At 63.6% G+C, this 24,895-nt stretch carries 30 protein-coding genes and 1 tRNA gene; 19 read left to right on the top strand and 12 right to left on the bottom strand.

Features of this window, described 5'->3' with window-relative positions; all coding sequences use genetic code 11:
• Window positions 1-7: 7 nt before the first annotated feature.
• Window positions 8-742 carry a GNAT family N-acetyltransferase gene (locus tag ACW17Z_RS03500; protein WP_492057557.1) on the top strand — a complete coding sequence of 245 codons (735 nt, stop codon included), beginning with the start codon at window positions 8-10 and terminating at the stop codon, window positions 740-742.
• Here ACW17Z_RS03500 and gluQRS read toward each other — a convergent pair.
• Both gluQRS and ACW17Z_RS03490 read right to left on the bottom strand, forming a co-directional pair.
• Window positions 739-1,578: a tRNA glutamyl-Q(34) synthetase GluQRS gene (gluQRS, locus tag ACW17Z_RS03495; RefSeq protein ID WP_492057556.1), complete on the bottom strand. Its 840-nt coding sequence runs from the start codon at window positions 1,576-1,578 to the stop codon at window positions 739-741. The genes ACW17Z_RS03500 and gluQRS overlap by 4 nt on opposite strands.
• A gap of 4 nt (window positions 1,579-1,582) precedes the next feature.
• Window positions 1,583-2,203: a TetR/AcrR family transcriptional regulator gene (locus ACW17Z_RS03490; protein ID WP_419317382.1), complete on the bottom strand. Its 621-nt coding sequence runs from the start codon at window positions 2,201-2,203 to the stop codon at window positions 1,583-1,585.
• A 156-nt stretch (window positions 2,204-2,359) separates the two neighbouring features.
• On the opposite strand from ACW17Z_RS03490, the gene ACW17Z_RS03485 reads away from it, so the two are divergent.
• From ACW17Z_RS03485 to ACW17Z_RS03470, 4 genes are all read left to right on the top strand, one after another.
• Window positions 2,360-2,470 carry a hypothetical protein gene (locus tag ACW17Z_RS03485; protein WP_419317381.1) on the top strand — a complete coding sequence of 37 codons (111 nt, stop codon included), beginning with the start codon at window positions 2,360-2,362 and terminating at the stop codon, window positions 2,468-2,470.
• 215 nt (window positions 2,471-2,685) lie between these two features.
• Window positions 2,686-3,165 carry a transcription elongation factor GreA gene (gene greA, locus ACW17Z_RS03480; protein WP_492057555.1) on the top strand — a complete coding sequence of 160 codons (480 nt, stop codon included), beginning with the start codon at window positions 2,686-2,688 and terminating at the stop codon, window positions 3,163-3,165.
• A gap of 48 nt (window positions 3,166-3,213) precedes the next feature.
• Window positions 3,214-3,861: a DNA-3-methyladenine glycosylase family protein gene (locus tag ACW17Z_RS03475; protein WP_419317379.1), complete on the top strand. Its 648-nt coding sequence runs from the start codon at window positions 3,214-3,216 to the stop codon at window positions 3,859-3,861.
• 163 nt (window positions 3,862-4,024) lie between these two features.
• Window positions 4,025-4,588 carry an HNH endonuclease gene (locus tag ACW17Z_RS03470; RefSeq protein WP_419321471.1) on the top strand — a complete coding sequence of 188 codons (564 nt, stop codon included), beginning with the start codon at window positions 4,025-4,027 and terminating at the stop codon, window positions 4,586-4,588.
• A 27-nt stretch (window positions 4,589-4,615) separates the two neighbouring features.
• Here the strand turns inward: ACW17Z_RS03470 and ACW17Z_RS03465 are convergent, their stop codons facing one another.
• Entirely contained in the window at window positions 4,616-4,924 is a 309-nt protein-coding gene (locus ACW17Z_RS03465; RefSeq protein WP_419317378.1) for a hypothetical protein, read from the bottom strand.
• 108 nt (window positions 4,925-5,032) lie between these two features.
• Between ACW17Z_RS03465 and ACW17Z_RS03460 the strand changes: the two genes are divergently transcribed.
• Both ACW17Z_RS03460 and ACW17Z_RS03455 read left to right on the top strand, forming a co-directional pair.
• On the top strand, window positions 5,033-5,254 hold the full coding sequence (locus tag ACW17Z_RS03460) for a hypothetical protein (RefSeq protein WP_419317377.1): 222 nt from the start codon (window positions 5,033-5,035) through the stop codon (window positions 5,252-5,254).
• On the top strand, window positions 5,255-5,440 hold the full coding sequence (locus ACW17Z_RS03455) for a hypothetical protein (RefSeq protein ID WP_419317376.1): 186 nt from the start codon (window positions 5,255-5,257) through the stop codon (window positions 5,438-5,440). It begins immediately after the preceding gene.
• 1 nt (window position 5,441) lies between these two features.
• On the opposite strand, the gene ACW17Z_RS03450 is transcribed toward ACW17Z_RS03455, so the two are convergent.
• From ACW17Z_RS03450 to ACW17Z_RS03435, 4 genes are all read right to left on the bottom strand, one after another.
• A complete protein-coding gene (locus tag ACW17Z_RS03450; RefSeq protein ID WP_492057554.1) occupies window positions 5,442-5,963 on the bottom strand; it encodes a VanZ family protein in 522 nt (173 codons plus the stop codon).
• 242 nt (window positions 5,964-6,205) lie between these two features.
• Window positions 6,206-6,766, bottom strand: a complete 561-nt coding sequence (locus tag ACW17Z_RS03445; protein ID WP_419317374.1) for a demethoxyubiquinone hydroxylase family protein — start codon at window positions 6,764-6,766, stop codon at window positions 6,206-6,208.
• Window positions 6,763-7,392 carry a disulfide bond formation protein B gene (locus tag ACW17Z_RS03440; RefSeq protein WP_492057553.1) on the bottom strand — a complete coding sequence of 210 codons (630 nt, stop codon included), beginning with the start codon at window positions 7,390-7,392 and terminating at the stop codon, window positions 6,763-6,765. The genes ACW17Z_RS03445 and ACW17Z_RS03440 overlap by 4 nt, the downstream gene beginning before the upstream one ends.
• Window positions 7,389-7,994 carry a YqaA family protein gene (locus ACW17Z_RS03435; protein WP_419317372.1) on the bottom strand — a complete coding sequence of 202 codons (606 nt, stop codon included), beginning with the start codon at window positions 7,992-7,994 and terminating at the stop codon, window positions 7,389-7,391. Before ACW17Z_RS03435 ends, ACW17Z_RS03440 begins: the two co-directional genes overlap by 4 nt.
• A 327-nt stretch (window positions 7,995-8,321) precedes the next feature.
• Here ACW17Z_RS03435 and ACW17Z_RS03430 point away from each other — a divergent pair, with 327 nt between their 5' ends.
• Both ACW17Z_RS03430 and ACW17Z_RS03425 read left to right on the top strand, forming a co-directional pair.
• Entirely contained in the window at window positions 8,322-8,576 is a 255-nt protein-coding gene (locus ACW17Z_RS03430; RefSeq protein WP_419317371.1) for a DUF3297 family protein, read from the top strand.
• A gap of 2 nt (window positions 8,577-8,578) precedes the next feature.
• Window positions 8,579-9,001 carry a hypothetical protein gene (locus ACW17Z_RS03425; RefSeq protein WP_419317370.1) on the top strand — a complete coding sequence of 141 codons (423 nt, stop codon included), beginning with the start codon at window positions 8,579-8,581 and terminating at the stop codon, window positions 8,999-9,001.
• On the opposite strand, the gene ACW17Z_RS03420 is transcribed toward ACW17Z_RS03425, so the two are convergent.
• The gene (locus ACW17Z_RS03420; protein ID WP_419255069.1) at window positions 8,998-9,180 is read right to left on the bottom strand and encodes a DUF3606 domain-containing protein; all 183 of its coding nucleotides are present in this window, start codon (window positions 9,178-9,180) and stop codon (window positions 8,998-9,000) included. The genes ACW17Z_RS03425 and ACW17Z_RS03420 overlap by 4 nt on opposite strands.
• Window positions 9,181-9,312: 132 nt before the next feature.
• Between ACW17Z_RS03420 and ACW17Z_RS03415 the strand changes: the two genes are divergently transcribed.
• The 3 genes from ACW17Z_RS03415 to ACW17Z_RS03405 all read left to right on the top strand — a co-directional run bounded on the left by ACW17Z_RS03415 (window position 9,313) and on the right by ACW17Z_RS03405 (window position 11,205).
• Complete coding sequence (locus ACW17Z_RS03415; protein ID WP_419321470.1) at window positions 9,313-9,555, top strand: hypothetical protein; 243 nt, start codon at window positions 9,313-9,315, stop codon at window positions 9,553-9,555.
• Window positions 9,556-9,638: 83 nt separating this feature from the next.
• Window positions 9,639-10,460, top strand: a complete 822-nt coding sequence (locus ACW17Z_RS03410) for a hypothetical protein (RefSeq protein WP_419317369.1) — start codon at window positions 9,639-9,641, stop codon at window positions 10,458-10,460.
• Between the two features lie 238 nt (window positions 10,461-10,698).
• Window positions 10,699-11,205, top strand: a complete 507-nt coding sequence (locus ACW17Z_RS03405) for a MarR family winged helix-turn-helix transcriptional regulator (protein WP_419317368.1) — start codon at window positions 10,699-10,701, stop codon at window positions 11,203-11,205.
• Here the strand turns inward: ACW17Z_RS03405 and ACW17Z_RS03400 are convergent.
• Window positions 11,192-12,199, bottom strand: a complete 1,008-nt coding sequence (locus tag ACW17Z_RS03400) for a P1 family peptidase (RefSeq protein ID WP_492057552.1) — start codon at window positions 12,197-12,199, stop codon at window positions 11,192-11,194. The two genes, ACW17Z_RS03405 and ACW17Z_RS03400, sit on opposite strands and share 14 nt — an antisense overlap.
• 104 nt (window positions 12,200-12,303) lie before the next feature.
• Here ACW17Z_RS03400 and ACW17Z_RS03395 point away from each other — a divergent pair.
• Window positions 12,304-12,388, top strand: a tRNA-Leu gene (locus ACW17Z_RS03395).
• 394 nt (window positions 12,389-12,782) lie between these two features.
• On the opposite strand, the gene ACW17Z_RS03390 is transcribed toward ACW17Z_RS03395, so the two are convergent.
• Together ACW17Z_RS03390 and ACW17Z_RS03385 are read right to left on the bottom strand one after the other, a co-directional pair.
• A complete protein-coding gene (locus ACW17Z_RS03390; protein WP_419317366.1) occupies window positions 12,783-13,853 on the bottom strand; it encodes a hypothetical protein in 1,071 nt (356 codons plus the stop codon).
• A 315-nt stretch (window positions 13,854-14,168) separates the two neighbouring features.
• Entirely contained in the window at window positions 14,169-14,486 is a 318-nt protein-coding gene (locus tag ACW17Z_RS03385) for a hypothetical protein (RefSeq protein ID WP_419317365.1), read from the bottom strand.
• 462 nt (window positions 14,487-14,948) lie between these two features.
• On the opposite strand from ACW17Z_RS03385, the gene ACW17Z_RS03380 reads away from it, so the two are divergent.
• Window positions 14,949-15,980 carry a hypothetical protein gene (locus ACW17Z_RS03380; protein WP_492057551.1) on the top strand — a complete coding sequence of 344 codons (1,032 nt, stop codon included), beginning with the start codon at window positions 14,949-14,951 and terminating at the stop codon, window positions 15,978-15,980.
• Entirely contained in the window at window positions 15,967-17,628 is a 1,662-nt protein-coding gene (locus tag ACW17Z_RS03375) for an EAL domain-containing protein (protein WP_492057550.1), read from the top strand. Before ACW17Z_RS03380 ends, ACW17Z_RS03375 begins: the two co-directional genes overlap by 14 nt.
• A gap of 78 nt (window positions 17,629-17,706) precedes the next feature.
• Here ACW17Z_RS03375 and ACW17Z_RS03370 read toward each other — a convergent pair whose 3' ends face one another.
• A complete protein-coding gene (locus ACW17Z_RS03370) occupies window positions 17,707-18,168 on the bottom strand; it encodes a hypothetical protein (protein WP_419317362.1) in 462 nt (153 codons plus the stop codon).
• A 504-nt stretch (window positions 18,169-18,672) separates the two neighbouring features.
• Here ACW17Z_RS03370 and ACW17Z_RS03365 point away from each other — a divergent pair.
• The 4 genes from ACW17Z_RS03365 to ACW17Z_RS03350 all read left to right on the top strand — a co-directional run bounded on the left by ACW17Z_RS03365 (window position 18,673) and on the right by ACW17Z_RS03350 (window position 24,840).
• A complete protein-coding gene (locus ACW17Z_RS03365; protein WP_492057549.1) occupies window positions 18,673-20,190 on the top strand; it encodes an AbgT family transporter in 1,518 nt (505 codons plus the stop codon).
• 295 nt (window positions 20,191-20,485) lie between these two features.
• Window positions 20,486-20,776, top strand: a complete 291-nt coding sequence (locus tag ACW17Z_RS03360; RefSeq protein WP_492057548.1) for a hypothetical protein — start codon at window positions 20,486-20,488, stop codon at window positions 20,774-20,776.
• A 483-nt stretch (window positions 20,777-21,259) separates the two neighbouring features.
• Window positions 21,260-22,243, top strand: coding sequence for a LacI family DNA-binding transcriptional regulator (locus ACW17Z_RS03355; protein ID WP_419317359.1), 984 nt, complete (start codon window positions 21,260-21,262; stop codon window positions 22,241-22,243).
• Window positions 22,244-22,386: 143 nt separating this feature from the next.
• The gene (locus tag ACW17Z_RS03350; protein WP_492057547.1) at window positions 22,387-24,840 is read left to right on the top strand and encodes a TonB-dependent siderophore receptor; all 2,454 of its coding nucleotides are present in this window, start codon (window positions 22,387-22,389) and stop codon (window positions 24,838-24,840) included.
• The last annotated feature ends 55 nt before the right edge of the window (window positions 24,841-24,895 follow it).

Below are 24,895 nucleotides of genomic sequence, written 5' to 3'. Positions count from 1 at the left end.
CGGGCGATTGGACGTCGATCCCGCCGTTCTGGAACCGATCGCTGACCGGGCCTGGCCGGCGCGTGAGCGATCGGTGCTTGGCGGCTGGCGGCTGAACGCCGCCGAAGGCTGGTCGATGCGGACCAATGCCTGCTGGCCGCTGGGCGAACCGGATCGCGAGATCGAGACGGCGATCGACGCGGCCGAAGCCTGGTTCCAGGCGCGAGGCCTGCCGCCGCGCTTCAAGCTGACCGACGGGGCGACAATGCCGGAAGACTTGCCGCAACGTCTTTCGCGGCGGGGCTATGCGGACGGCAAGAAGACCCTGGTGATGATCGGCCCCGCCCTGGGGCGGTCCGATCCGGAAGTCACCCTTTCGGCCGCGCCTGACCCCAGCTTCGAGGCGGTGTTCACGGCCTCGGCGGGCGGCAATGTCGACGACGCGCGCGAGCGGCTGGAAACCCTGGCCCGCATCCCGTCCCCGGCGCGTTTCGCGCGTCTGGTCGTCGGTGGGCAGCCTGCGGCCCTGGGCGCCTGCGCCGTGGAGGGCGAGTGGGCCGGGGTGTTTGGCATGCGCACGACGTCCGAGCATCGTCGCAAGGGCCTGGCGCGGAGGGTGCTCGGGGCCCTGCTGGCCGAGGCGGCCTTGCTGGGCGCGCGTCGCGCCTATCTGCAGGTTGAGGCCAGCAACGGGCCTGCGATCGCCCTCTATGAACGCGACGGGTTTGCGGCCGGCTACGCCTATCGCTACTGGGTCCGCTAGAAGCCCATCTCCGCGCGCAGGTCCGCTGGCGTAACGCCCGCCGCCCTGAGTTCGCGCAGGGTCTGGGCCCTGTCGCGCTTGGCGTAGCGCTTGCCGTCCGGGCCGATCAGCAGGCGGTGGTGACGATAGGTCGGCGTGGGCAGGTTCAGCAGGGCCTGCAGCAGTCGCTGGATGTGCGCCGCCTCGAACAGGTCCTCGCCACGGATGACGTGGGTGACGCCCTGCAGGGCGTCGTCCAGAACGACCGCCAGATGATAGGCGATGCCGACGTCCTTGCGCGCCAGCACGATGTCTCCAGCGCTTTCGGGACGGGCCTGAATCAGACCGGACTGACCGTCAGGGCATGCCCCCTCCTCAAAGAAGGTCAGGTCATCGAACCCGCCGAGCGCCTTCTTCGCCTCTGGCAGCGACAGCCGCCAGGCGAACGCCTCGCCACGCCCCAGGCGTTCTGCCTCCTCAGCGGGCGGCAAGGGCCCGCCGATGAAGGGCGTCTGCGGCTCGTGCGGGGCGCGGCCGATGTCCAGTTCCTTGCGGGTGCGAAAGCAGCGATAGACGAGGCCGCGCTCGCGCAGGGTCTCGATGGCGGCGTGATAGTCGGCCAGATGCTCGGACTGACGGCGGACGGGCTGTTCCCAGTCCAGACCCAGCCAGGCCAAATCCTCCGCGATCGCCGCCTCATATTCAGGCCGGCTGCGGGTGGCGTCGATGTCCTCAATGCGCAGGATGAAGCGGCCTTCCGCAGCGCGCGCGGCCTCGAAAGCCGTCAGGGCCGAAAAGGCATGACCGCGATGCAGGTAGCCCGTCGGCGACGGCGCGAACCGGGTGGCGAACGCCAAGGGCTCAGCCCCGGTCGAACTTCGTGAACATGCCCAGGTGTTCGAATACGGCCCGCAGGAAGGCGTCTTCGCCGCCCAGCCGTTCCTTGAGCGGTGCGAACTGCTTGAAGCTGATCATCTCGGCCAGGCCATGGCCCGCGCACCAGGCCGCGATGGTGGCCAGTTCCAGATCGATGTCGGTAACCCCGCCACTGGACTGTTCGGAGATGGTGTTGCGCACCTGGCAATAGGCGCCTTCCTCTTTCATCTGTTCGGGCAAGGCGTCCTTGTCGCGCGAACAGTCGTACATCACGCGGTAGAGGGCGGGGTTGTCGCGCGCGAACTGCACATAGGTCACGCCGATGCTGGTCATCCGGTCGCGCGCATTGGTGGCCGAGGCGCGAGACTGGGTCAAAGCGGCATCCAGCGCCAACCAGCCCTCGTGGGCGACCGCTTCCAGCAGTTCGCCCTTGTCCTTGAAGTGGTGATAGGGCGCTGCGGGGCTGACGCCAGCTTCACGCGCCACCGCGCGCAGGGACAGCGCCGCCGGACCGTCCTTTTCCAGAATGCGGCGAGCGGCATCGACCAAGGCACGGCTCAGGTCGCCGTGGTGATAGGGGCGGGATTCGGTAGCTGCGTTGGTCATCGTCCTCACTCTAGCGCCTCCTTTCCAAAATTTCATCCAAGCACTGTAAAGATTATCTTGACGGCGTTTAGATCGATGCTATCTAAGCACTGTCCAGATCGGGCAGGGCTCCGACCGGCAACCGGCTAGGCCGACTAACCAAGAGGGATTTGCATCATGCTCCGCTCGCTCAAAGCTTTTGAAACCACCTTCGACCGTCTGGCCGGCGGTTATTTCCTTGTGCTCGCCCTGGCTGTCGCCGGCGCCGTCGCAGGCGTCGTTCTGTAAGGTCGCTTTGTCCGCGAACGACGGGGCTGGTTCTGCAAAAGACCGTCCCGCCGTCGCGTTCGCTGCCGGCTTGCGAGGCGCACGCGCTTGAAACGCTTTGCGCCGGAGGTTAGCACAAGGAGCCGACGCGCCTGGGACCTTCGGTCCGCGCCGGGAACATCCCGCCGGCCTTCGGATTTTCAGCCCATGTTGATTTCAGTCCAGATCACCCGCCGATGAGCGTCGCCTTCACCAAGGAAGGCGACAGCGAGGCCTTCGCCGCTGACCTGCTCGATCGGCCGATTTCCCCCAATCCCAACCTGGTCACGGCCAGGGGCCTGGCACAGCTCGAGACGTGGCTGGCGGACGCCCGCGCCGCCTACAGCGCCGCTCAGGCCACGGGCGGCGTCGCTGAGGATCGTACGGCCATGGCCCGGGCCACTCGCGACCTGCGATTCTATGCTGCGCGCAGGGCCAGCGCCCAGTTGACGGAGCCTGCGGGTCCCGTCGACGTGGTGTATTTCGGTCAGGCCGTCACCTTTGACCGCGAGGACGGCCGTCGCCAGACGTTCCGCATTGTCGGCGAGGACGAGGCCGATCCGGCTGACGGGTCAGTTTCCTATGTTTCGCCGCTGGCCCGGGCGTTGCTCGGCAAGACCATCGGCGACACGGCCATGGTTGCGGGCGGCGAGGTTGAGATCGTCTCCATCGCATAGAGCAAGGATCGGGTTGCCGCCGCAGGGCGTGGATGGTCTGCTCGTGGGGTGACCGCAGACCTTTCCCCCACCGCCGAGCAGATCCGGGATGCTCGCGCCCATCTCGCGGCGATCGATCCCGCCCTGGCGGCCATCGAGGCCGTGACGCCGGAGTTCCCGTGGCGGACCGCCGTGCCCGGTTTCGCCGGCCTTCTTCGACTGATCGTCTATCAACAGGTGTCCCTGGCTTCGGCCGGGGCCATCTGGAGCCGGGTGGAGGCGGGGCTCGGGGAGGTGTCGCCTGCGAAGGTGCTGGCGCTGGAGGATGTCGACCTGCAGGGCATGGGCCTGTCGCGGCCCAAGGTTCGCTACGCCCGCGCCATCGCCGAAGCGCATGTCTCGGGTCTCTGCGACTTGAACGCTCTGCGCCATATGTCGGACGATGAGGCCTCGGCCGCCCTGATGGCGGTCAGGGGCATCGGCCGCTGGACGGCCGAGACCTATCTGATGTTCTGCGAGGGACGCCTGGACGTTTTCCCCGCCGGGGATGTCGCCTTGCAGGAAGCCATGCGCTGGACAGACCGCGCCGAGATCAGGCCAAACGAGAAGCAGGCCTATGCCCGAGCCGAGGCCTGGAAACCCTATCGGGCCGTCGCGGCCCATTTGCTCTGGCGCTGCTATGGCGCGGTAAAAAAGGGCGAAATTCCACCATTCTGATCGCTTGCTGTCAGATGTCTTGGTTCCGTCGCGGAGTTGGATCATCCTTTGAAGGCGTTCGGGAATGAATGGCGATTCCCTTTGAATGCGTAGGAAGGAGGCCCGTCTTCAGTCCGATCGCGTATCCGATTCACAGGAGCCTATGCGGCTCCAGAGGGAGGTCCTGATGCAGGTCCTCTCCCGTCCACCGTCCGGCATGCCGGCGCTGGTGCTGAACGCCGACTATAGGCCTCTCAGCTATTATCCGCTGTCCCTCTGGCCATGGCAGGAGGTGATCAAGGCGGTGTTCCTTGAGCGCGTCGAGGTCGTGTCGACCTATGACCATGTCGTGCATTCGCCGTCGTTCGAGATGAAACTGCCCAGCGTTGTGTCGCTGAAGCAGTATGTGCCGCAGGACCGGCCGCCGGCCTTCACGCGCTTCAATCTGTTTCTGCGCGATGCGTTTACGTGCCAGTACTGCTCCTCCCTCGACGACCTGACTTTTGATCATGTCATCCCCCGCTCTCGCGGCGGGCGTACGACCTGGGAGAATATCATCACGGCTTGCGCGCCCTGCAATCTGCGCAAGGGCGGGCGAACGCCGCGCGAGGCGGGCATGCACCCGTTTCACACGGCGCGTAGACCCAGCATGCACGAGCTGCAGGATCGCGGTCGCCGCTTCCCGCCGGGACACCTGCATGCCAGCTGGCTCGACTACCTCTACTGGGACATCGAGCTGGAGGCGTGATGCGTCGGCGAAAAGCGGGCTGTCGCGTCAGGTGATCCGCTTGGCGCTAGGCGGATCGCTGGCTGGGAAGCTTTCCTCAAGGCTCTCGTCGATCAGGGCCTCTTGCCGATCTTCGGCGAGATCCACATGCTCGGCGAGCTGGTCATGCTTTTCACCTTCCGGCACGGGTTCCACCAGCCGGGTCGTCGGGGTGTCTTCCTTTTGGAAGGCTTCCTTGACGTCGGTTTCGCTGACGCGATCTTCCGGATGGCCGGGCTGGCCGAGGTCCTGAGCCTGGGACCAGTCGCCAAGCACGCCGGGAGCGGAGTCGTCTTGTTTCTGCTTGGTATCAGTCATGGTCATGTCCTCTGATGAAGCTGACCAACGTTTCCCGACCACGCTTGTTCCTGCGTGTTCGAAAGAACAACATCTCGCTGTTGGGGACCGTCTCCTGTACGGTGACGCATGACCAACAGACCAACCACTCTCGAACGCGCCTTCCAACTGGCGCGGTCTGGTGAATACTCGAACATCTCCGACATTCGGCGTCAGCTGAAGACCGAGGGCTTCTCCGACGCGCCCAGCCAGATCAGCGGCCCTTCCATGCTCAAGCAACTGCGCAAGCTGTGCGAAGCCGCTCGCCCGGCGGACGCCGAGACGGTCGAACCGGCGTTGGACGCTCGATAGATGGCCTTGTCCGAAGGCCAGATGCTGGCGTTGAAAAATCTCGCCCGCAAGCAGGCGGGCGATGATGTCGATTGGATCAATATCAGCGATGCGCGCGCCCTGACCGATCTGGGCTATGCGCAGCGCGATCGCGTGGGCTGGAAGATCACCCCGGAAGGGCAAGAAGCACTGGCGGCGGCGACCTGATCTAGACGGGGTCGCGCCGAGGGAAGCGTCGCGCTGCGCGATCTGAAAAACGGCCGGGGTGTTCGCCTTGGCTCGCCGCGATCGGCGTCATTACTGCGTTGCCTCTGCGACCCGCCGAACGCTCGCTCATGGCTTTGATGGCCGAAAAGGGCAGGTTGCCATGGTCGCGCGCCATCTTTCTTGCGCTTTCGATCAGGCTGGAACCATAGACCGTCAAGATACCCACGGCGTCGGCGGCCCAGTCCGCAAGGCTGGCGCTTCGGCCACCAAACATCTGTGCGACCTCCGCGGCTCCCCCAAGGATCAAGGCGGCCCGAGCCAGGTCCGAGCGACGCATGCGGGGGAATGCGGCGAAGGACACCGCCGTAAGGCCGCCGAAAGCGATAGCGTGAGCGCTCTTGTCGGTCAGGCCGACGACCGCTTCCATCCCCTGAAACGGTCCCAGCATCAGGATCGCGGCGGTCGCCGCGCCGACCAGCAGTACGGCGCGAGCGGCGATCACAACATGGTTGGGCGTCAGCATGGATGGGTTCTCGGTGAGGCCGCTTCATAGCCACGACCTCGCCCCCATTCAGTGAATGAACATCGTCAACCGAGGATGAATTCTGGCCGGCCCGGGCGGCCGTCAGGGCTTCCCGCGCTCAGCGCCAGCCGGAAAACCGCGCAGGCGGCCTCAGGGCGGAGGGGCGGACGAGACAAGCGGGACTCCCAGGTCGGTGCTTTTGCCAGCATGGGTAGGCCGGCCCTGCGCGAACGCCAAGAGGATCAGATCTTCTCGCTGATCTTGATCGCGGCCCGACAGCCCGCCTGGATCACGGCGCTCAGCAGGGGATAGGCGAGGGCTTCGCGGGCGCCTTCCTCGATGGCGAGGTCGCGATGGGCCAGCTCGTCGTCGCGAAACTGCGAGAGCTCGGCCGCCAGTTCCGGATCGCGGTCGGTAAGCTCGGCGATCTGGCCAGCATAGTGTTTTTCGATAACGGTCTCGACCGCTTCAGTGCAGGCGTGGGCGGCCTTTTCGCCCAGCAGGGCGGTGCCTGCGCCCAGCGCGAAGGCCGCTGCGCGCCATAGCGGCGACATCAGGGTGGGGCGCACGCCGCGCTCGGTCAGCAACTGATCGAAGCGGCTGAGGTGGACCTGTTCGTGGCCCTCCATCTCCTTGAGTTGCGCGGCCAGACGTTCGCGGCCGGGGCTGGCGCGCATCACCGCAGCCTGACCGCGATAGATATTGACTGCAGCAAGTTCGCCGGCCTGATCGACGCGCAGGATCTCGGCCAGGCGCGCCCGGGCGGCGCCGGCGCCGGGGCGGCGAGGGGCAGGGCTGCTCATCGCATGGCCTCGGTCTTGCGCAGACCCGCCGTCAGCGCGGCGGCGGCGAGCCCCAGCGAGATCAGGGCGTTCCAGCCGGCCATCGAGATGCCCAGGAAGATCCAGGCGGCCTCGTCGCAAGCGGGGGGCTTGATCTTGTCGCCCTTGAGCATGGCCACCAGATCGCCGGCGGCCGCCGAGGTTCCGCCACTACAGGTGGTCGGCCCCGGCCACCACTTCCATTCCACACCGGCATGAAAGGCCGCCAGGCCCGCGCCATAGAGGAAGATGACGCCCAGCAGCAGATCGAACGGCCGGTGCAGCCTTGCGGCCCAGGGGCTGTAGCGGGCGCCCAAGGCGATCAGGGCCACGGTTCCGGCGACCCAGAACACCTCGCGCTGCCGCAGGCATAGGGTGCACGGGTAGAGCTTGCCGAAGGTCTCGAAGGCGTGCGCGCTGGCCAGCATGGCGGCGCTGGCCAGAAGGGCGATGAGCGGCCACCACGCCAGGCCGAGATCGATGATCGACGTCTTGATCGGCGCAGGCGCCTCGACCGCAACAGGACCGCGCACCAGTTCGATGGCCGGCGTTTGCACCGCCGCTGGCCCGGCGGTGGTCGCCTCGGGATCGTTGATGTCGCTCGTCATACCGCGCAAGCGCCTCCGCTGCTGCCACCCAGGAAATGGCTAGCCGTCAGGCCTATGACAAGAAGCAGGAACAGGCCGCCGGCAAACAGGGCAAGGCGGCGTTCGATGACAGGCAAAAGGGCGGGGCCAAACTTCTTGACCACCCAGGCGACCGCGAAGAACCGCGCGCCGCGTGTGAGGACCGAGGCGATGATGAACATCGGGAAGCTGAACGCCGCCAGACCGGAGGCGACAGTCACCAGCTTGTAGGGAATGGGGGTCAGGCCCTTGGCCAGGATCACCCAGACGCCATACTTGCCATACCAGCACTGAAACTCGGCCAGACCACCGGCATGGCCTGTGACGGCCATCATCCAGATGCCGAGGTCCTGCAGAAAAAAGCCGATGGCGTAACCCAGGATGCCGCCCAGCACCGAGGCTGCGGTACAGATCGCCGCATAGCGCCAGGCCAGGTCCGGTCGGGCCAGCACCATGGGCGCCAGCATCACGTCGGGCGGGATGGGAAAAAAGGAACTCTCGGCGAACGAGATGGCGAAAAGGCTCTTTGGGGCGTGGCGCGAGGCGGCCAATCCCATGACCCAGTCGTACAGGCGACGCAGCATGCGAGCTCCAGTTATGTGACGCCTGTTGCTAGCAGGGGGCGCGGCCGTTGTCCCCCGCGATGATCGGCAAAGTGGTCTCCAGACCGCGCCGCCGGGCCTTCTGGCTAGATATTCACCGCCGGGGAGACGCGGTGGTTGCGGCCTGTCTGGCTGTTGCCCTCGGGGACTGTCGAGTTGGCGGCCAGACCCCGACGATCCGGTCATGGAAGAGCTCAATCAGGTTCAAGCTGAGGGGACGCGGCGTCGCGGCGCTTGGATTTCCGGCGGCGGGTGGCTATCACCCCCGTCCAAGGGCTCACGCCCACGAAAAATTCGAAAGCCGATCCGATGAGCGACACTCCTCCCGACCGCCTGGCCACCAATCCCGACAGCCCGTTCCACAACGCCGAGCTTCTTGAGCGCGGCGTGGGCATCCGCTTCAAGGGTGTCGAGAAGACCAATGTCGACGAATACTGCGTCAGCGAAGGCTGGGTGCGCGTGACGGCCGGCAAGACGATGGATCGCAAGGGCAACCCCATGACCATCAAGCTGCAGGGCGAAGTGGTGCCTTACTTCCGCGACACCGCCGAAACCGAAGCCTGACCATGTCGTTGCGCCGACTGATCGAGCTGCCGGGCTTTGCGGAGCTGGAGCACAGGGCCCTGATGAAGCCGGCCTTCGCCGAACCTCAGGCGCGTGCCGAGTTTCCCGAGATCGATCAGCTGGCGCGCGACACCTTCGGCCTGACAGCTGACGAGGCCGCCGTCATTCCCGACCCGGAAGGCTGGGACGGCATCGACATCAAGTCGATGCGCGAACAGGCCGACCAGTTCGAGCTGGAAGGCTGGGACGTCACCGACGACAAGCGCCGGCCATTGCGCATCCTGGGCCACTTCAGTCATCCGCTATGGCTGGCCCTGCGCGGTGTCGCCGGCAGTCTGCCGTTCTTCCCCGAGCCGGAAGAGACCGCCCACACCACCTCGTCCCTGGCCGCCGAGGCCAAGGCCTTTCAGCGCGACAAGCGTTAGCGCTTTTTCCCCAGTTCCGCGCCGATGTCCTTGATCGAGTTGCCCACCTTGCGATGAGCGGCGATCATCTGGTCCTTGGTCACACCCCAGCGCTTCATCCAGTATTCGAGCTGGTGGCGCTCGCGGGGATCGAGCCGGTCTTCGTCGCGAAAGTCGCGCTTGCCCTTGGGAATGCCCATGATCGTCTCCTGCGTTCGTCCGCGACCTATCCTGCGCTCCGACGGTTGTCGAGGCGACGCTCAAAGCTCACCATCGTTCACGAAAACTGAAGCCAGGAGCGCCTGTCGATGAGCGATCCCGATCTTGAAGCCATGGCGGCTGACGAGCTGTCGCGCGGCATGACCCTGACCTGGCGGGACCTGTCCAGGGTGATTCCCTGGGGCGACACCTTCGAAGGCATCTCGCCGGGGGGGCGCGACGTTGAGGTCGAGCGAAACTATCTCTGGGCCGCCGGTGAGGGTGGCGACATTCTTTGCGAGGTCGCTGTCTATGGCGGTGCGTCGCGATACGATCAGGGCGCGAGAGCCCGGGGCGTGATTTCCCGCAAAGAGTGACAACCTTCGCCGTGCAAGTGGTCTTGGGTTGCGTTAACCATAGGTCGCGCCATCATGCCGGCGCGCAGTGTGGGGAGGGTTTGGTGTACCAGTCAGAGTTTCCGGTCGATCAGCCCATCCCGATCTTCGATCCGACCCTGCTGATGGGTCTGGTTCTGGCGGCCCTGGTGATCGCAGGCTTGGCCTTTGCCGCCGGCCGCATGCTGGGCCGCAAGGACAACAGCGCGAGCTATGGCGATGTCACCAAGACCATCCATGAGGCTATCAAGGCCAAATGTGTGGCCGCAACCAGCGCGCCCTCGGGCGAGCTGGTGTCGAAGACCCAGGAACTGGTCGAGGAAGTGCAGCGGCGGATCGGGCCCGTCATCCAGTTCGGCGGCCCTTGCGCCAAGGCGATGAAGGGTTTGACCGAGGCCCTCAAGGGCGAGCCGGTCGAGGAAAAGGACAAGGGCGGCAAGGATGCGCACGGCCATGGCGGCGGGCATGGTCATGGCCACGGTCATGGGGCCGCTGAGCATGGCGGCCACGGCGCCGGAGGTCACGGCGGGCCCGTTGGCCACGGCGGGCACGACCCTAGCTGCCAGTGCGATCGTTGCGTGGTGGCGGTGGTCGAGGCCGCCGCGCCGAATGTCACGATCCTTGGTCCGCGCTTCGGCGGGCAGACGGTCGTCATCGCCAATCCCGTCAAACCCGCTGACGACCACCATGCAGAGCATCCGGAAGCCAAGGTTCTTGATCACAAGGACTTTTCCAAACAGGTCCGGATGGCGGTGGTCGAGTTTTCGGACTTCTGGAGCCGGGGCGACTGTGTGCGGGAACTGGAGCGCTGCCAGGCCGTGCTGACCAGCACCGCGCCCTTTCCCGACTTGAAGGCGCTCAAGCTTAAAGCGTCTTCGCACCACTAGCAGGCCATCGGCGCCCATGAGGCGTGCGTGGGGCGCCCTGGCTGCACAACCGACGCGCGAAATCGGGGATTTCTCTCGAAGTCGTGGCTGGACGATTGAGGCGATACGGCTCAAAGCGCCACATCAATCGGGCGCGGATCGAAACTGATCCCGGATCGGTTGACGTGACGATGCAAGAATTGGCGAAAGGTCGTCCTACAACCCGCGACCACGCCCGGGAGGACGAAAGGAACGGGCCATGACCGCAACGGTCTCTCCCCTGACGACGGCGACCCCTGAGACGCCTGAAGAGGCGCTGAGTCTCGCCGACTACGTCCCATATCGACTGGTGACGGCCGCTGCGGCTGTCAGCCGGCTGATCGCGCGCGCCTATGAAGACCGGTTTGGCCTGACCATTCCGCAGTGGCGGCTGATGTCGGTGCTGGCCGAGGGCGGGTTGACCCCGCACGCCGCTGTGACCCGCACGGCCATGGACAAGGTCCGGGTCAGTCGTGCGGCTCAGGACCTTGTTGAGCGCAGGCTGGTGAACCGGACCACCGTCCGGGCCGACCGCCGTTCGCACCGACTTGAGTTGACGGCCGCCGGACGACGCCTGTTCGCCGAGATCGCGCCCATGGCCCTGGCCTATGAGGCGGCGTTGCTGTCTGGCCTGGCGCCCAGCGAGGTCGTGATGCTGAAGCGGCTGCTGGGGCGTCTCGAAGTCACCGCCACGCAGTTGGCGGGCGGCGAGACTATGATTCCCTGAAGTCGCGAGCTTCGTAGACCGCGCGAGCGATGGCGCGGGCCAGGCAGTCGGCCGCTGCGGATCCCAGGCGCGAGACCTCGACCGGCCGTATGGCTGGATCAGAACCCAGACACACCGCGCCTGAGGCCAGGGCGAAAACCACGTCGCCGTCGAAAGCGGTATGGGCCGGCCGCACAGCGCGACCCATGCCATCGTGCGCCATCATGGCGACCCGCTTGGCTTCGGCGGTCGAAAGGTCGGCCGTAACCGCGATGACGGCCAGGGTGGTGTTCGCGCCCGTCCGTAAACGTCCCGTCGCGCCGAGCTTCGACGCGTCGGGGAGGGGCTCGGTCGCCGAAACGGCGCCCGTCGGAATGCGCCCGCCGTACTCGCCGTCGATCTCGAAGGGCCAGGCCCAGAAGGTTTCTCCATCCGGCATGTAGACCGAGCCGACGGGATTGGCCGCGACCAGGGCGCCGACAATCACGCCGCCGCCCAGATCGATCGACGCCGAGCCCAGTCCGCCCTTGACGAGGCCCGCCTTCGCGCCGCGTCCGGCGCCGACGGCGCCAAGCTCGAAGCTCTGGCCGGCAGCGGCGACCGCCGCCATCCCGAGAGCGCGATAGGGCGGGTCCAGTCCCCAGCTCTTGTCGCCGCCGTTGGCGAGGTCGTGCAATACCGCGCCGGGAACGATGGGAATGGCTAGCGAGCCCGCAGCGAGACGAACGCCTACGTCGCGGGACGAAAGAATGCTGGCGACCCCATCGGCCGCGCCAAGACCGAAAACCGACCCGCCCGACAGGCAGATGGCGTGCGCTCGGCTGAAGCTGTTTTCGGGTGCCAGCGTCTCGGTCTCGCGCACCCCGGGGCCGCCGCCGCGCACATCGACGGCCGCGCTCCAGCCTTCTGGACACAGCACCACCGTAACGCCGCTGCGCACGGCCTCATCCTGCGCGCACCCCACGGTCAGTCCGGGAACGTCCGTGATCAGGTTGCGGGGGGCGGGGCGGGGCATCATGCGAATCTCCTGTGCGCAACGACTCTAGACCCGCCCCCTCGCCACTGGAATTCGTGTCCGCCGCCTGCTAGAGAGACGGCCCTTCGCGAAGAGCGAAGTCTGCGGGCGTGGTGAAACTGGTAGACGCGCCGGACTCAAAATCCGGTTCCGAAAGGAGTGTCGGTTCGACCCCGACCGCCCGCACCATAGTCTTTTCAAGGACTTAGAGGAAAGTTCTAGCGGATCAGCTGGATCTATCCGGTAGAGGTTAAGTGATTGAATTCACTCACTTCCCTCCGCTTTCTCGGGGGGAGGTCATGAGCGACACCTCATCAGCCGGGAAACTCACAAGGCCCAACGCTCAGCCGCCTTGGCTGAGTGGCAATCCCTCATGGCCTGAGGCCCGGCCGTGTCTGCCCGAACTGCGCCAGGTGGAGACAGGTTGGGGTTAGGCTACAGCACGCTCTGGAGTGCTCCAGTCAGAAGGGGGGGCTCGACTCCAAAGCCTTTCAGACAGGGGGCTTCCCCTCAAACAGCGCACACCACCCCGGCGGAACGGATTCGTTCACTTCCTGACGATCCAATCAGGTCGAAAAATGCTCTAGCCAACCGCGCGCTGCATCATTGGAGCGTCGTCCTCAAGCCCCTCAAGCGCGATGCCGTCTTCAAAGTCCATAAGGATATCCATCAGATCAACGTAGCCCACCGCCACCGGCTTGGACCGGGGAAAGCGGTAGGACCAGAAGCTGACAATGTGCTGGAGCGCGCCCAGACGCTGGCCAAGCGACATGAACAGGTGGGGCGATTCGATCAGGAAATCGCGGAACGTCCCGGGTTTTCCATCGTCGGTCAGGGCGTGAAAGGCCCGGTCATACGTACTCAGCGTGGCTTGCACGGCGCGGATGCGCTCGCGGACTGCGGCCACAATCCGCGCTCGCGCGAGCGGGATATAGGCAGCACTCTCGGCGTCGCGGACGCCGCGAGGCGTGACCGACACCATGCTCTTGATTGTCTGATCAACGCGCGGCATCACGTCGCTCAGCACCCACTTGTAGTAGAGAAATCCCCGCCAGGCGAAAATCCCGTCCAGGAATTGCTTGTCCTCAAGTCTCAGAACCTCGCGCAGAGGGCCAAAGTCGACCTCAGGACGCGGCGAGAGCAGCTTGTCCACAAGCCTGCCGGAGGGCATGCCGGGCTGGTCGCCGCCCGACAGGGTCGACAGGGCCTGAATGTCCATCTGGACAAATTTCTGCATGTTCAGGACGTCTGCGTCGGAGATGTTGAAATATTCCCGCGCCGGCTCGATTCCGGAGCGCCGGAGATATTCCCGCAGCAGGAACGGGTCGAGGGACGGTAGCTGGTCAATCTGGTCCAGAACGTTCCGGTCGCGAGCGCCCGGCCGCAGATCGGCGCCAAAGGCTTCCTCGGTCACCGCCTCGAAATCTTTTTGGCCAACGAAGAAAAAGTGCGCCCCGGCTCGGAGGTCGGCGGCGTCGATGGGCAAAAGAACTTTTGTCGCCGACCCAACGTGCGAGTCAAACATCTCAAGCTCATTACCCCTCAGCTTGTGCTTAAGAATAATCGCCCGGTTCAGAACTCGATTTTTGAACAACGGCGCCTTTTCGAAGGCGGGTACGGCACAATGTCGCCGATGCACGTCGTACAGATTCAAAACGCGCGCCGTCGATGAGGTCCTGGAAAGATTCGTCAGTCGTCTAATCGACCGGTCGTTATCCAAAGGGCATATCCAGACTGGAGAAGGTCATAAGGATGACCCCGATGACGGCCGGCCCTTGAGCCGCCTAGGCAGAGCCCCGGAAGAGCATACGGCCAACAACGCTCGCCCCGCGATGCCAGCGGGCCAGTGCCGTCGCAGGTCATGGGCGCGCGATGGTTGCCGCAGCGCCTGGGTCTCGATGGCTAAAGGGAGATACGCGCCAGACCCCAGGCGTCGCTCGTGACGGGTTCGGCCGGAAGGTGAGATGCTCTATGCGCTTTTAGAAAACAACGCTCCAGAAACGTAGGCGGGGTTGTTTCTGAGCCGGAGAAGTTCATCGGAAGGATACTGAAACAGAACGTCCCCATTGAGCCGATCAACAGTTTTGTAGACGAAGGAACCGGTCGGCTTATCCTGTTCAATCACCAGCCTTTGGTTCTGGCCGCCGGCATGTGCCAAAGACTTGCCGTCCGGCGCCGTCGATGGCGCAGTAACCTTGGCATTGACCTCGGTAACGGCAATCGCGCGCCTGGCTGCGGCATTGCCGCTCCAGTCAATAACCGCACCGGCTTGAAGCGGTATCGACATCAGAAACCCCCTCTCGATAGCATTCGAGGCTAATCGCGCCCCATCTCCATTGTGCAGCCCCCATGGCGGCCTGCTTAAGGGGTTAGTCGCCGGCCGCACCTTTCTCAACTAGTTTTCTACCTATTTTGAGTAAAGGCCAGCCTGCAGGCTCGATCGTTTAAGCTTTCGTTCCTCAATTTCTTGGCAATTCACCTTTTGTTAACTCGCGAAACGATAACCCGGAGCAAATAGCTCATATTACTCATTGTGGATACAATACATGGGTTGGGATGGGCAATATGGCGTTGCTAGTCTGTTTTGTAAGCCTTGCGGTAACGCTAGTCCAACTAGTCGATAACCTCAGTTTTTGGGGGTCGTCGTGTGGAAAGAGACAGAACAGTCAGGCGACTGACACACATTCAGAAAACCGCTTCGACAACACGGATTTTGAATCTGGCCAGGATCAGTCGAAACCGATCCGGCTTGATCGCCAACGATAGATCTCGCCTGTTTCGCAATAGGATATTGGAGAGCTCGGTCATTATAAAACATCGGGTTCGTCCGCACGAAGCCGATATTTTTGAAGAGCCGCGATTCAATGCAACAAAGATTCTAGTTCCTTTCGACATCAATGATTTTCGCTTTGGCGCTCATTGCCTGTTTGTCGGACAGAAGAATTTCGATGCTGTTTCGGAGGACATGTTCGGCGATGACGTCAAATTCGGTAGATCAGATCGCAAGGTTCTTGATCTGATCGATGAATTGCCTTCGCTGGATCCTTTTCTGCTGCGAGAGCACCTTCGTAGAAGCGGTATTGAGCCTTCGCGGGACTACTTCTGCATTTCAGACGCCGACGTCGGGAAAATGCACAGCTATGTCAGTCAGCAGTTGGCGGGCCTCGTGCGCATGACCGGTGGCGGCGATGAGGCCACGGGGGTCGTCAACTCCGCAGACCGACTAGCAGAGAAATTGCTATCGTCGAGCCCTGACAAGAGTTTTGAGCCTCTAAAAAAGCTTCTTCGACTTAGCGAAAAAGAATATCAGGACGGCATATTTTGTTGGAGAGGCCTTCTTTACTACAAGTGGGTGTTGCACGACACCTATCCAAGACTGGGCTCTGTTCTCAGGGAGATCAAGGCGATCGCGCCTCTGGGGCGGCGAGACGCGGCCGGTGACGCCTATATCGCCGAGGCGAAATTGCGCATCGAAGGCGCCATTCGCACGTCGCTTGCACGCATTCGGAATGTCATCCGACGATACGATGACGCCTATGGCGTGCTCGTCAACGAGGGCCAGTCAGCCGCCTTTCGTCGATTTCTGATCTCTGCACCCGATATATTTATGGATATTGGCGAGGAGATCGGCGCAATACAGCATGTTGTCAGTTACTGGACGTACTGGTCTATAAGTTCCAATCTTTCGAAAGTGAAGGCATCCGAACTGACGGATATTTTCATTGATTTCGAGGAGGGGCTGTCCTCTAGCCTGCATGGGAAGACCAATGCCTGGATCTGATCTTGCCCAGCAGAGTGTGCGTCTCGTCGGCCTAGCGGTTGCCGGGGCCGACCTGGTCTTCGAAATCAGCCGTGCTGGCAGCATTCTGTTCGCCTTGGGAGCCGCTGAACATCTGACGGGCTTCGATGATGATGCCCTGGTCGGCTGCGGATGGAATGCCGTGCTCGACGACCAGGACGCGGCGATGATGGCGGCGATTGGCCCAACCGTCTCGCCCGGAGAGCGTCAGGGGCCCTTCCGGGTAAGGCTGAGATCTGCGCCCGGCTCTCGGCCAGCGCGCACGGCCAGCCTTTCGGTCTTTCGCCTGCCGCAGCGCGGAGCGAATCTATCCTGCGCTCGGAGCGCCACCGCCGTCGACGCCGGCGCCGGCGGTGGCGCAGCCTCGGACCAACTTGCGGACCGGGCCGGGTTTTGCGCGATCGCATCTGACCTGATGCGGCAGGCCCGAAAGGACGGCCTGCCACTCAGGCTGGATCTTGTCGAACTGGAGGGTTACGGCGAGGCCATGGCGGCCTTGCCGACAGACATGGCCAATCTCCGACGCAAAATCGTCGGCCGGGTGCTGCAAGCTCAGGCGATCGCTGGAGGCGCCTCCGAAGTCGCCGAAGGCCGTTTCGCCATATTCCGTGACGCCTCGGTCGCGCCTGGGCCTGTCGCCGAGCAGCTCGAGGCTGTCACCGGCATCAAGCCGGCCATTACCGACCTTAACGTCGACCTCGAGAACCCTGCCCAGGCCTTGAAGGCCATGCGCTACGCCCTGGACTGCTATATCGCCGAGGGCGCCGACGCCTCGGTCCGTGGCTTCGAAGCGACCTTGAACCGTGTGGTGCAGGATGCCGCCCGCTTCAGGACGCGGCTCGCCAACGACACGTTTCAGTTGGCGTTTCAGCCCATCGTCACCCTCGGCGGCGGCGTGCTGCACCACTTTGAAGCCTTGGCGCGCTTCGACGCCGATGTCAGCCCGGCGGACACCATCCGGATGGCCGAAGAACTGGACATGATCGTCGACTTCGACCTGGCGGTGGTGCGCTGCGCCTGTCGTCACCTCGCAGCCCACCCGCATGTGAGCATTGCGGTGAATGTCAGCGGCGCCTCCTTGCTCGACGAGCGCTTCCTGTCGCCCTTCCTCAAGGCCACGTCGGGCGACCCTTCCCTGCGTAGGCGCTTGCTTATCGAGCTGACCGAAACCGCGGCCGTGCTTTGTCTTGAAGAGGCTGCCGCGACCCTGAAAGGTCTTCGGGACGCTGGCTTTCGCGTCTGTATCGATGATTTCGGCGCAGGCTCCGCATCGCTGGAATATCTGAGTGCGCTTGAGGTCGACATCGTCAAATTCGACGGTCGCTTCGTGCGCGACCTTGAGCGCGGGAGCCGCAATTATATTCTGCTCAAGCACCTGGCTGGTCTGTGCAAGGCCCTGGGGGCGGAAACCGTGGCCGAAATGGTCGAAACGCCCCTGAGTGCCGCGCTACTGGCCGAGGTCGGGATCGAGTACGGCCAAGGCTGGTACTTTGGCATGCCCCTGACCAATCCCAACTGGGACGCTGGTCGGCAGTGGCTGCCGCGCAGCGGTCTGGGTGAAGGGCGGCCCCACCAGCCTCCCGTGGCGGCGCGGGCGCGCTACGGCGTAGGCGGGCCATCATACACCTGACGGAGCCGCCAGCCCTTCCCGTCCGACGCGTCTGACAAGCGGTGCTGTTCGCCCGGCCGTGCGGCGGCAATCAGCGCGTCAGGTCGCGACGTAGGGGCGGATCGTCTCGAGGTACGTCTTGGTCAGCGCAAAGGATTGCTTGGCCAGATCGGCAAATTCAGGACGCGAAAGCGTCTCGGAGGAGATCAGGAACTCTCTTGATCCCTGGCGGTGACAATAGCCTTTCGCGACCAGCTTCATGACGTGTCGACGAGTGGTTTCGTAGGGCAGGCCCAGATAGTTGGCGATGCTCAGGGCGGCTACCGGTCGGCGCAGGGTATCGGGGAAGACACCGTCTGCGGCCTCCGCACGCGGGACATTCTGGCGATTGAGATGGTCGACAGATGTCCTCGCCATTGTAAAAAATATCAGCATGGTTGTCGCGTCGCCGTCAAACAGCTCCAAATACACCGACATAATACTCATCAGGTAGTCGACGTTCTGGGAAAACAGGAAGCCAAGCATGTGAGCGCTAGGATATTCTTCCAGACTTTTTTTCACGCTATTTTCCAAAACAGACCATCCGAATTTACAGCGCCAGCCACAGCCTTTTCGCTGCACCCTGATGCTTTTGTCTGAGCATGGCTGGCGCCTGACCGCAACACTCTGCCTGGATGGCCCCGCAAGGCATGCGCGCGCGCCGCGAATCCTGCGCCCGAAGGCCGAGTGATAATGTTCAACAATCCACCGCAGCACAGCTAAAGATTGTTGTTTTCGCAGTTATTACTCATTTCGGGTAATTTAATCGTTATGTCTGGACGTGTACGGGGATAGCGAAGGCCGCTATAGCGGCGTGCAAGATCGATCCATGTTTGCTCACCCTGCATAACGATGGTTTTTTCAGACATCTATCCAGAGACCCCGGTCTCGGAGACTCGAAAATCATGGCGCTAGCTAGGCTATTGATCTTGAGGTCTGCTGGGCGAGCCTTGGTAATCTGCGGAGAATCCTCTTGATCTCCGCCAGCCGGACTGGGCCTGGCGGACGGCGTCGCCGGGCATTCCGATGATCAAGCGCGCTTGGACCCCCGGCCGGTTGCGGACGGCGCTGCTGGGCCTTGTGGCGCTGGCCGCGGTGTCTGCGATGGTCGCCTTGCTGACGGGCCTGAGCGCCGTCGACCCGATATCGGGTGACCTGATCACGGTTGACATCCTGTCGGCCAAAACGCTCGCGCACCTTTTGACCCAGGCGCCGGCAACGGTAACCGCTTTTCCCCCCCTCGGGATCTTTCTGCTGCTGGCGCTGGGCACCGCCGTGGCCGATCGGTCCGGGCTCTTTGCCGCCCTCGTTCGCGGCAGCCTGTCACTGATGCCCGCAGCGCTGCTCACGCCCGTTGTCATCCTGACGGGGTACCTGTTCCATCAGATTTCCGATGCTCTCTTACTTGTTTACCTGCCCTTGTCTGGCGCTGTTTTCGCGGCCCGCGGTCGTGATCCCGTCCTGGGCATATTGATTGCTTTCGCCGCCTTTTCGGGGGGCTTCGCCGCAAGTCTAGGTCCTGGCATACCCGACATCATTCTGCTCCAGCTGACCGAAGATGCGGCCCGCAGCCTTGCGCCCGACTGGCGGTATGCCCTGTTCGGCAACTGGTTCATTCTGCTCGCCGTGGCCGGGCTCTATGCCGGGGCCACCTGGGCGATTGCTGACCGCTGGCTCGAGCCCCGCTGGTTCCCGCGCACCCCGTCAACCGCCGAAGCTCGTCCCGAAGCCATTGAACTGCAGGCAAGCCTGAAGCCGGCGGAACGCATGGCCATGATCTGGGCCGGCCTCGCGGCGCTGGCAGCGGCGCTCGTCTTCATAGCGGTTATCCGCTGGGGCGCATCCGCACCCGATGGCGCCCACGATTTGAGAGCCGTTCTTGCTCCATATTTCCGCGCCATGCCGGCCTGTCTGACACTGGTCTTGCTGAGCGCCGGCTGGTCCTATGGCGCTGTGACCGGGACGCTTGCCAGTCCCGTGGCCGTTCACGCCGCGGTGGTTGACGGCCTGACGCGCCTGGCGCCCTTCATCCTGTTCGCAATCCTTATCGCCCTGTTCCTGTCAGTGCTGCACGCATCCAGAATGGACACGGTCCTGATGCTGTCCGGCGCGCGCACCCTGGCGGACGCGCAACTGGCGCCCCCCTTGATCCTGATGACGATTGTGCTCGTCACCGCCGCCCTTGACCTCCTTGTCGGCTCAGCAACGGCGAAATGGGCCGTTCTGGCGCCGATCATCGTTCCGATGCTGATGTTGCTCGGCATATCGCCAGATATGTCGACGGCGGCTTTCCGGATCGGCGATGGCGCCCTGAATATAGTTTCGCCGCTGCAGCCCTGGATCTACCTCGTGGTGCTTTACTGCCGGCGCTGGCGGTCTGGGTTCAGCCTCGCCGACGCCCTTCGGAACCTCGCGCCCTTTTCGGCCGCATATCTGGTTCTCGGCCTCATGGTTGTCGGGATATGGTCCCTCGCCGAGTGGCCGGTTGGACCCTTTTCAAGCTTTCACTACGATCCAGGCAAGGTGGCTTCGCTCTCCCGGTAGCCGCAGCCTTCATCAGGCCATAGCCTGGGCGCAAATGCGTGAGCCTGTCAGAGCAAGTTGCGGACGCCGCCCCTGGCCGGAAGCCTGCCGGGATGAGAAACCCATCCCGCCACTTCAACCCGGCGCGCCACCTCATCAGCCGGGAAACCTACAAGGCCCTACGCTCAGCCGCCCTGGCTGAGTGGCAATCCCTCATGGCTCGAGGCCCGGCCGCGCCTGCCCAACCTGCGCCAAGTGGAGACAGGTTGGGTTAGACTGACAACAGCAACACGCGGTTTGAGTTGAGGCCCCGTCTATGCCGAGCATCGGCACGGAATTGTCGGATATCCTCGAAGACACCCATGAGAGCGACAAAATTCGAGGTGGGGCCGGAGCGGACAAGTTCTATTTTTTGAGCGGTGCGGGCTTGGACAAAGTCGCCGACTTCTCCAGCGCTGAGGGTGACAAGGTGCTGCTAGACTGGGGGCAGGCCTTCACGCTCAGCGAGACTGGCGAAGGAGCGATGATCGACCTGGGGAAGGGTAGTCAACTTTTGCTCGCAGACGTAAGCGTGGCGAGTATTGGAGAATGGCTGACATTCAATTGATTTGTGGCGAAGTGCGTCTTCGAAATTAACGTCCGCATTGGGGGCGGCAATTAAACGCTGCCTTCAGCTCAAGACGGAAATGGCTTTTACAATCCGAGGCCTAAGGTCCGTGAGCGCGATGTCGTAGGCGCCTGGCGCATGCCCAACAGAGTCAGACCTATCGCACCAAGAGGTCGCACCGCGACTCTTAGGCGACCTTGGGAACGTCCGCTTTCCGGCAGTGATGAGGTTGAGGGCGCCCCAGTTTCCGGCAACGCGAAAACCTGACTCTTCTCGTACCTTGGGAAGGTCAGCCTCACAGGCGCGACGAGGCCCGTCAGATCATCCGGGTGGGTCCGACGCCGGCCTCGGAGGGCCCCCACTAGGCCGCCAATTGCAAAGATACATCGTCCTGCAGGTGGCTTTCCACGTGAACAATGTCTCGAGCGTCTCTATTCTGAGGCGATGATATCGGACCCGTATAAAGACACTAAACGCGTTAGGATGGCCGACATTGCGCGGTTGGCCGGGGTTTCAACGGCCACCGTCTCACGGGCGCTAGCCAACAACCCGGTCATTCCTCAGGAACTGCGCGACCGGATAGCCACGCTCGCCAGAGCAAAGGGCTATGTGGTTGATCAGCAGGCGCGGGGGCTTCGTCTTCAACGGACCCAAACCATCGGGATCGTGATCCCTCTGGGGCACGAGTCGAAACAGCAGATCACAGATCCCTTCTTCCAGGAGATGGTGAGCCGACTGGCTGACGAGATCACCTTGCGCGGCTTTGAGGTGCTTCTGAGCAAGGTGTCCGAGCCGACGGTCGGGTGGCTCGACAGGATTGTGCAGTCCAAGCGCTGCGATGGCGTTCTGATCATCGGTCAGAGTGACCAGCACGCCGTACTTAACGCCATGGCCGCAACCTATCGCCCCATGGTGGTATGGGGCGGGGATCTTCCCGACCGGCTCTATTGCACGGTGGGTGTCGATAACCGGCTTGGCGCGCGTTTGGCGGTTCAGCACCTGATCGGCAAGGGGCGGCGGAGGATTGCGTTTCTGGGCATGCCCGATGCGCCGGAGGTGGGACTTCGTCGGGAAGGCTATCTAGCGGCTCTGGCCGAGGCGGACCTGCCTCCATCGCCTGAGCTTCTGGTGCCGACCCACTTTATGCTCGACACCGCGCAGGCCGCTGTCGAGGCCTTGATCGAGAGCAACATCGTCTTTGACGCACTGTTCGCCGCCTCCGATCTCATTGCCGTCACCGCCATCCAGGCCCTGACGAAGGCAGGTCGAAGCGTGCCGGAGGACGTTTCGGTTGTCGGCTTCGACGACATCGCGCTGGCCCGCTACAGCGCGCCGCCGCTGAGCACAATTCGCCAGGATCTCGCGGCGGGAGCCAAGGCGATGGTCGACATGGTCTTTCGCCGGATCGCCGGAGAAGACACCGGATCCCTGTTCATGACGCCCGAACTGGTGAGGCGCGGTACCTAGAGCTTTACAGGGCTCTGTATCGAAAATATCGCAATCGATTGCGAATTGCGACATCCGCTGATTTTCATCTTGCAATCGATTGCGTAGCGGTCAGGATCACGCTCAAGCGCCCTGCCAATGGGCGTATCATTTGGGAGGATGAAATGTACGGGCGCAGAACTCTTCTTTTGACGGGCGCGGCGGCGCTGATCGTGGCGCCGACCCTGGCCCTGGCGCAGACCGTCGATAACAAGCAGGACGTCTTGGCTCTGGACGGGGTGGTTGTGACCGCCTCGCGCGCCGGCGTCACCAAGATGACCTCATCGATCTCGGTCAGCTCGCTATCCGCTGAGCAGATTTCGGCCCAGGCCCCTCGATCAACCGCCGAGATCTTCCGCGGCCTGCCGGGCATCCGCTCGGAATCGACCGGCGGCGAGGGCAACGCCAACATCGCTGTACGCGGTCTGCCGGTCGCCTCGGGCGGCGCCAAGTTCCTGCAGCTGCAGGAAGACGGCCTGCCGGTTATGGAGTTTGGCGACATCGCCTTCGGCAACGCCGACATCTTCCTGCGCGCCGACGCCAATGTCAGCCGCATCGAGTCAGTGCGCGGTGGCTCGTCCTCGACCTTCGCCTCGAACTCGCCCGGCGGCGTGATCAATTTCATCAGCAAGACCGGCGAGAGCGAAGGCGGCGCCGTGGCCCTGACCAAGGGCCTGGGCTATGACCACACTCGCGTCGATCTCGACTATGGCGGCCCGATCAGTGACACGATGCGCTTCCACCTGGGCGGCTTCTATCGCCAGGGCGAGGGCGCGCGGCAGTCTGGCTACACCTCGGAGAAGGGCGGCCAGATCAAGGCCAACCTGACCAAGGATTTCGACAACGGCTATGTGCGCCTGCACGTGAAGTATCTGAACGACCGCGCGGTGGGCTATCTGCCCATGCCGGTTCGGGCCACCGGCTCGAACGGCGACCCCGGCATCGGCTCGTTCTCCGGCTTCGACATCGGCCATGACGACATCCAGTCGGTCTATCTGTCGGCCAATCCTGGTCTGGATGGCGACGGCAATCGCCGGACCAGCAAGGTCTCCGACGGCATGCATCCCGACAGCCTGCAGTTCGGCGCGGAAGCCAAGTTCGACATCGCCGGCGGCTGGACCTTGGAGAACCGCTTCAAGGTCGCCAAGACCTCGGGTCGTTTTGTCTCGCCCTTCCCGGCGGAAGTGGCTTCTGCCTCCAGCCTGGCGACCTCCATCGGCGGAACCGGCGCGACCCTGCGCTACGCCAACGGTCCCAAGGGCGGTCAGTCCATCACCGCGCCCGCCGGCCTTAATGGCAACGGCCTGGCCATGCGGATCCACATGTTCGACGTCGAGATCAACGATTTCGGCAACGCCATGAACGACCTGAAGCTCTCGCGCAGCTTCGACGTCGCCGGGCTGTCGCCCATCGACGTGACGGTGGGCTATTACAAGTCCAGCCAGACCATCGCCATGGACTGGCTTTGGAACACCTTCCTGATGGAAGTGAAGGGCGACAACGCCGCCCTGCTGAACGTCTATAACGGCGCCGGGTCGCTGGTGACCCAGGGCGGTCTGGTAGCCTATGGCGTGCCGTTCTGGGGCAATTGTTGCACCCGTCGCTACGACGTCACCTACGACATCGATGCGCCGTATCTGAGCCTGGGAACCAAGGTCGGCGCTCTGACCCTCGACGCCAGCCTCCGCCATGATAGCGGCAAGGCGCAAGGCCGCTACGCGGGCGCCAGACAGGCGGCAAATTTCGACGTCAATGGCGACGGCGTGATCCAGCCGACCGAAGTGAGCGTGTCTGTAATCGACAACGCGAACGCCTCGCCGGTGAATTACGAGTGGAACTACACCTCGTGGTCGGTGGGTGCGAACTACCAGTTCAATCCCGACCTGGCCGCCTTTGGCCGGGCCAGCCGGGGTGGCCGGGCCAATGCCGACCGCCTGCTGTTTGGCAAGGTCGCGGCAGACGGTTCAGTGGCCAAGGCCGACGCCGTCGACATGGTCGACCAGATGGAAGCCGGCGTGAAGTATCGCCGCGACGGCTTTGGCCTGTTCGCCACCGCCTTCTGGGCCAAGACCGAGGAGCAGAACTTCGAGGCCACCACCCAGAAGTTCTTTGACCGGACCTATCTGGCCAAGGGTATCGAACTGGAAGCCAGCTACCGAACCGGTGGTTTCTCGGTGACCGGCGGCGCCACCTATACCGACGCCACCATCGACAAGGATGCCCTGAACCCGGCGGCCGTGGGCAACACCCCGCGCCGCCAGGCCAAGTGGATCTATCAGGTCGCCCCGACCTATGCCTGGGACAAGGTCACGGTCGGCGCCAGCGTCATCGGCACGGCCAAGGCCTACGCCCAGGACGACAACCAGCTGGTCTTCCCGGCCTATGCCCAGGTCAACGCCTTCGCCGAGTACAGGGTCTCCGAAGGTCTGGCCCTGTCGGTCAACGCCAACAACCTGTTCGACAAGGTGGGCCTGACCGAAGCCGAGGAGGGTTCGATCACCGCTGGGGTCGTCAACGCCATCCGCGCCCGGTCGATCAACGGCCGGACCGTCACGGCGACGCTTCGCTACGCCTTCTAGTCTCCCTGCGAACCCGCCGGACGCGCTTGTGGCGTCCGGCGGTTTTTTTGCCAAG

The sequence above is a fragment of the Caulobacter sp. GSs2 genome, from assembly GCF_058680895.1.
This window is presented reverse-complemented; position numbering and strand designations above follow the sequence as displayed.

Excerpts from the sequence above, each read along its gene's own strand:
- ACW17Z_RS03415 (WP_419321470.1), top strand. The coding sequence starts at position 9,313 with ATGGCGGCTGACGAGCTGTCGCGCGGCATGACCCTGACCTGGCGGGAC.
- ACW17Z_RS03445 (WP_419317374.1), bottom strand. The coding sequence starts at position 6,766 with ATGAGCAGCCCTGCCCCTCGCCGCCCCGGCGCCGGCGCCGCCCGGGCG.
- ACW17Z_RS03465 (WP_419317378.1), bottom strand. The coding sequence starts at position 4,924 with ATGACTGATACCAAGCAGAAACAAGACGACTCCGCTCCCGGCGTGCTT.
- ACW17Z_RS03490 (WP_419317382.1), bottom strand. The coding sequence starts at position 2,203 with ATGACCAACGCAGCTACCGAATCCCGCCCCTATCACCACGGCGACCTG.
- ACW17Z_RS03400 (WP_492057552.1), bottom strand. The coding sequence starts at position 12,199 with ATGCCCCGCCCCGCCCCCCGCAACCTGATCACGGACGTTCCCGGACTG.
- ACW17Z_RS03435 (WP_419317372.1), bottom strand. The coding sequence starts at position 7,994 with ATGCTGCGTCGCCTGTACGACTGGGTCATGGGATTGGCCGCCTCGCGC.
- ACW17Z_RS03350 (WP_492057547.1), top strand. The coding sequence starts at position 22,387 with ATGTACGGGCGCAGAACTCTTCTTTTGACGGGCGCGGCGGCGCTGATC.
- ACW17Z_RS03440 (WP_492057553.1), bottom strand. The coding sequence starts at position 7,392 with ATGACGAGCGACATCAACGATCCCGAGGCGACCACCGCCGGGCCAGCG.
- ACW17Z_RS03420 (WP_419255069.1), bottom strand. The coding sequence starts at position 9,180 with ATGGGCATTCCCAAGGGCAAGCGCGACTTTCGCGACGAAGACCGGCTC.
- ACW17Z_RS03385 (WP_419317365.1), bottom strand. The coding sequence starts at position 14,486 with ATGTCGATACCGCTTCAAGCCGGTGCGGTTATTGACTGGAGCGGCAAT.
- greA (WP_492057555.1), top strand. The coding sequence starts at position 2,686 with ATGAGCGTCGCCTTCACCAAGGAAGGCGACAGCGAGGCCTTCGCCGCT.
- ACW17Z_RS03485 (WP_419317381.1), top strand. The coding sequence starts at position 2,360 with ATGCTCCGCTCGCTCAAAGCTTTTGAAACCACCTTCGACCGTCTGGCC.
- ACW17Z_RS03460 (WP_419317377.1), top strand. The coding sequence starts at position 5,033 with ATGACCAACAGACCAACCACTCTCGAACGCGCCTTCCAACTGGCGCGG.
- ACW17Z_RS03450 (WP_492057554.1), bottom strand. The coding sequence starts at position 5,963 with ATGCTGACGCCCAACCATGTTGTGATCGCCGCTCGCGCCGTACTGCTG.
- ACW17Z_RS03360 (WP_492057548.1), top strand. The coding sequence starts at position 20,486 with ATGCCGAGCATCGGCACGGAATTGTCGGATATCCTCGAAGACACCCAT.
- ACW17Z_RS03355 (WP_419317359.1), top strand. The coding sequence starts at position 21,260 with ATGGCCGACATTGCGCGGTTGGCCGGGGTTTCAACGGCCACCGTCTCA.
- ACW17Z_RS03455 (WP_419317376.1), top strand. The coding sequence starts at position 5,255 with ATGGCCTTGTCCGAAGGCCAGATGCTGGCGTTGAAAAATCTCGCCCGC.
- ACW17Z_RS03375 (WP_492057550.1), top strand. The coding sequence starts at position 15,967 with ATGCCTGGATCTGATCTTGCCCAGCAGAGTGTGCGTCTCGTCGGCCTA.
- ACW17Z_RS03430 (WP_419317371.1), top strand. The coding sequence starts at position 8,322 with ATGAGCGACACTCCTCCCGACCGCCTGGCCACCAATCCCGACAGCCCG.
- ACW17Z_RS03365 (WP_492057549.1), top strand. The coding sequence starts at position 18,673 with ATGATCAAGCGCGCTTGGACCCCCGGCCGGTTGCGGACGGCGCTGCTG.
- ACW17Z_RS03405 (WP_419317368.1), top strand. The coding sequence starts at position 10,699 with ATGACCGCAACGGTCTCTCCCCTGACGACGGCGACCCCTGAGACGCCT.
- ACW17Z_RS03425 (WP_419317370.1), top strand. The coding sequence starts at position 8,579 with ATGTCGTTGCGCCGACTGATCGAGCTGCCGGGCTTTGCGGAGCTGGAG.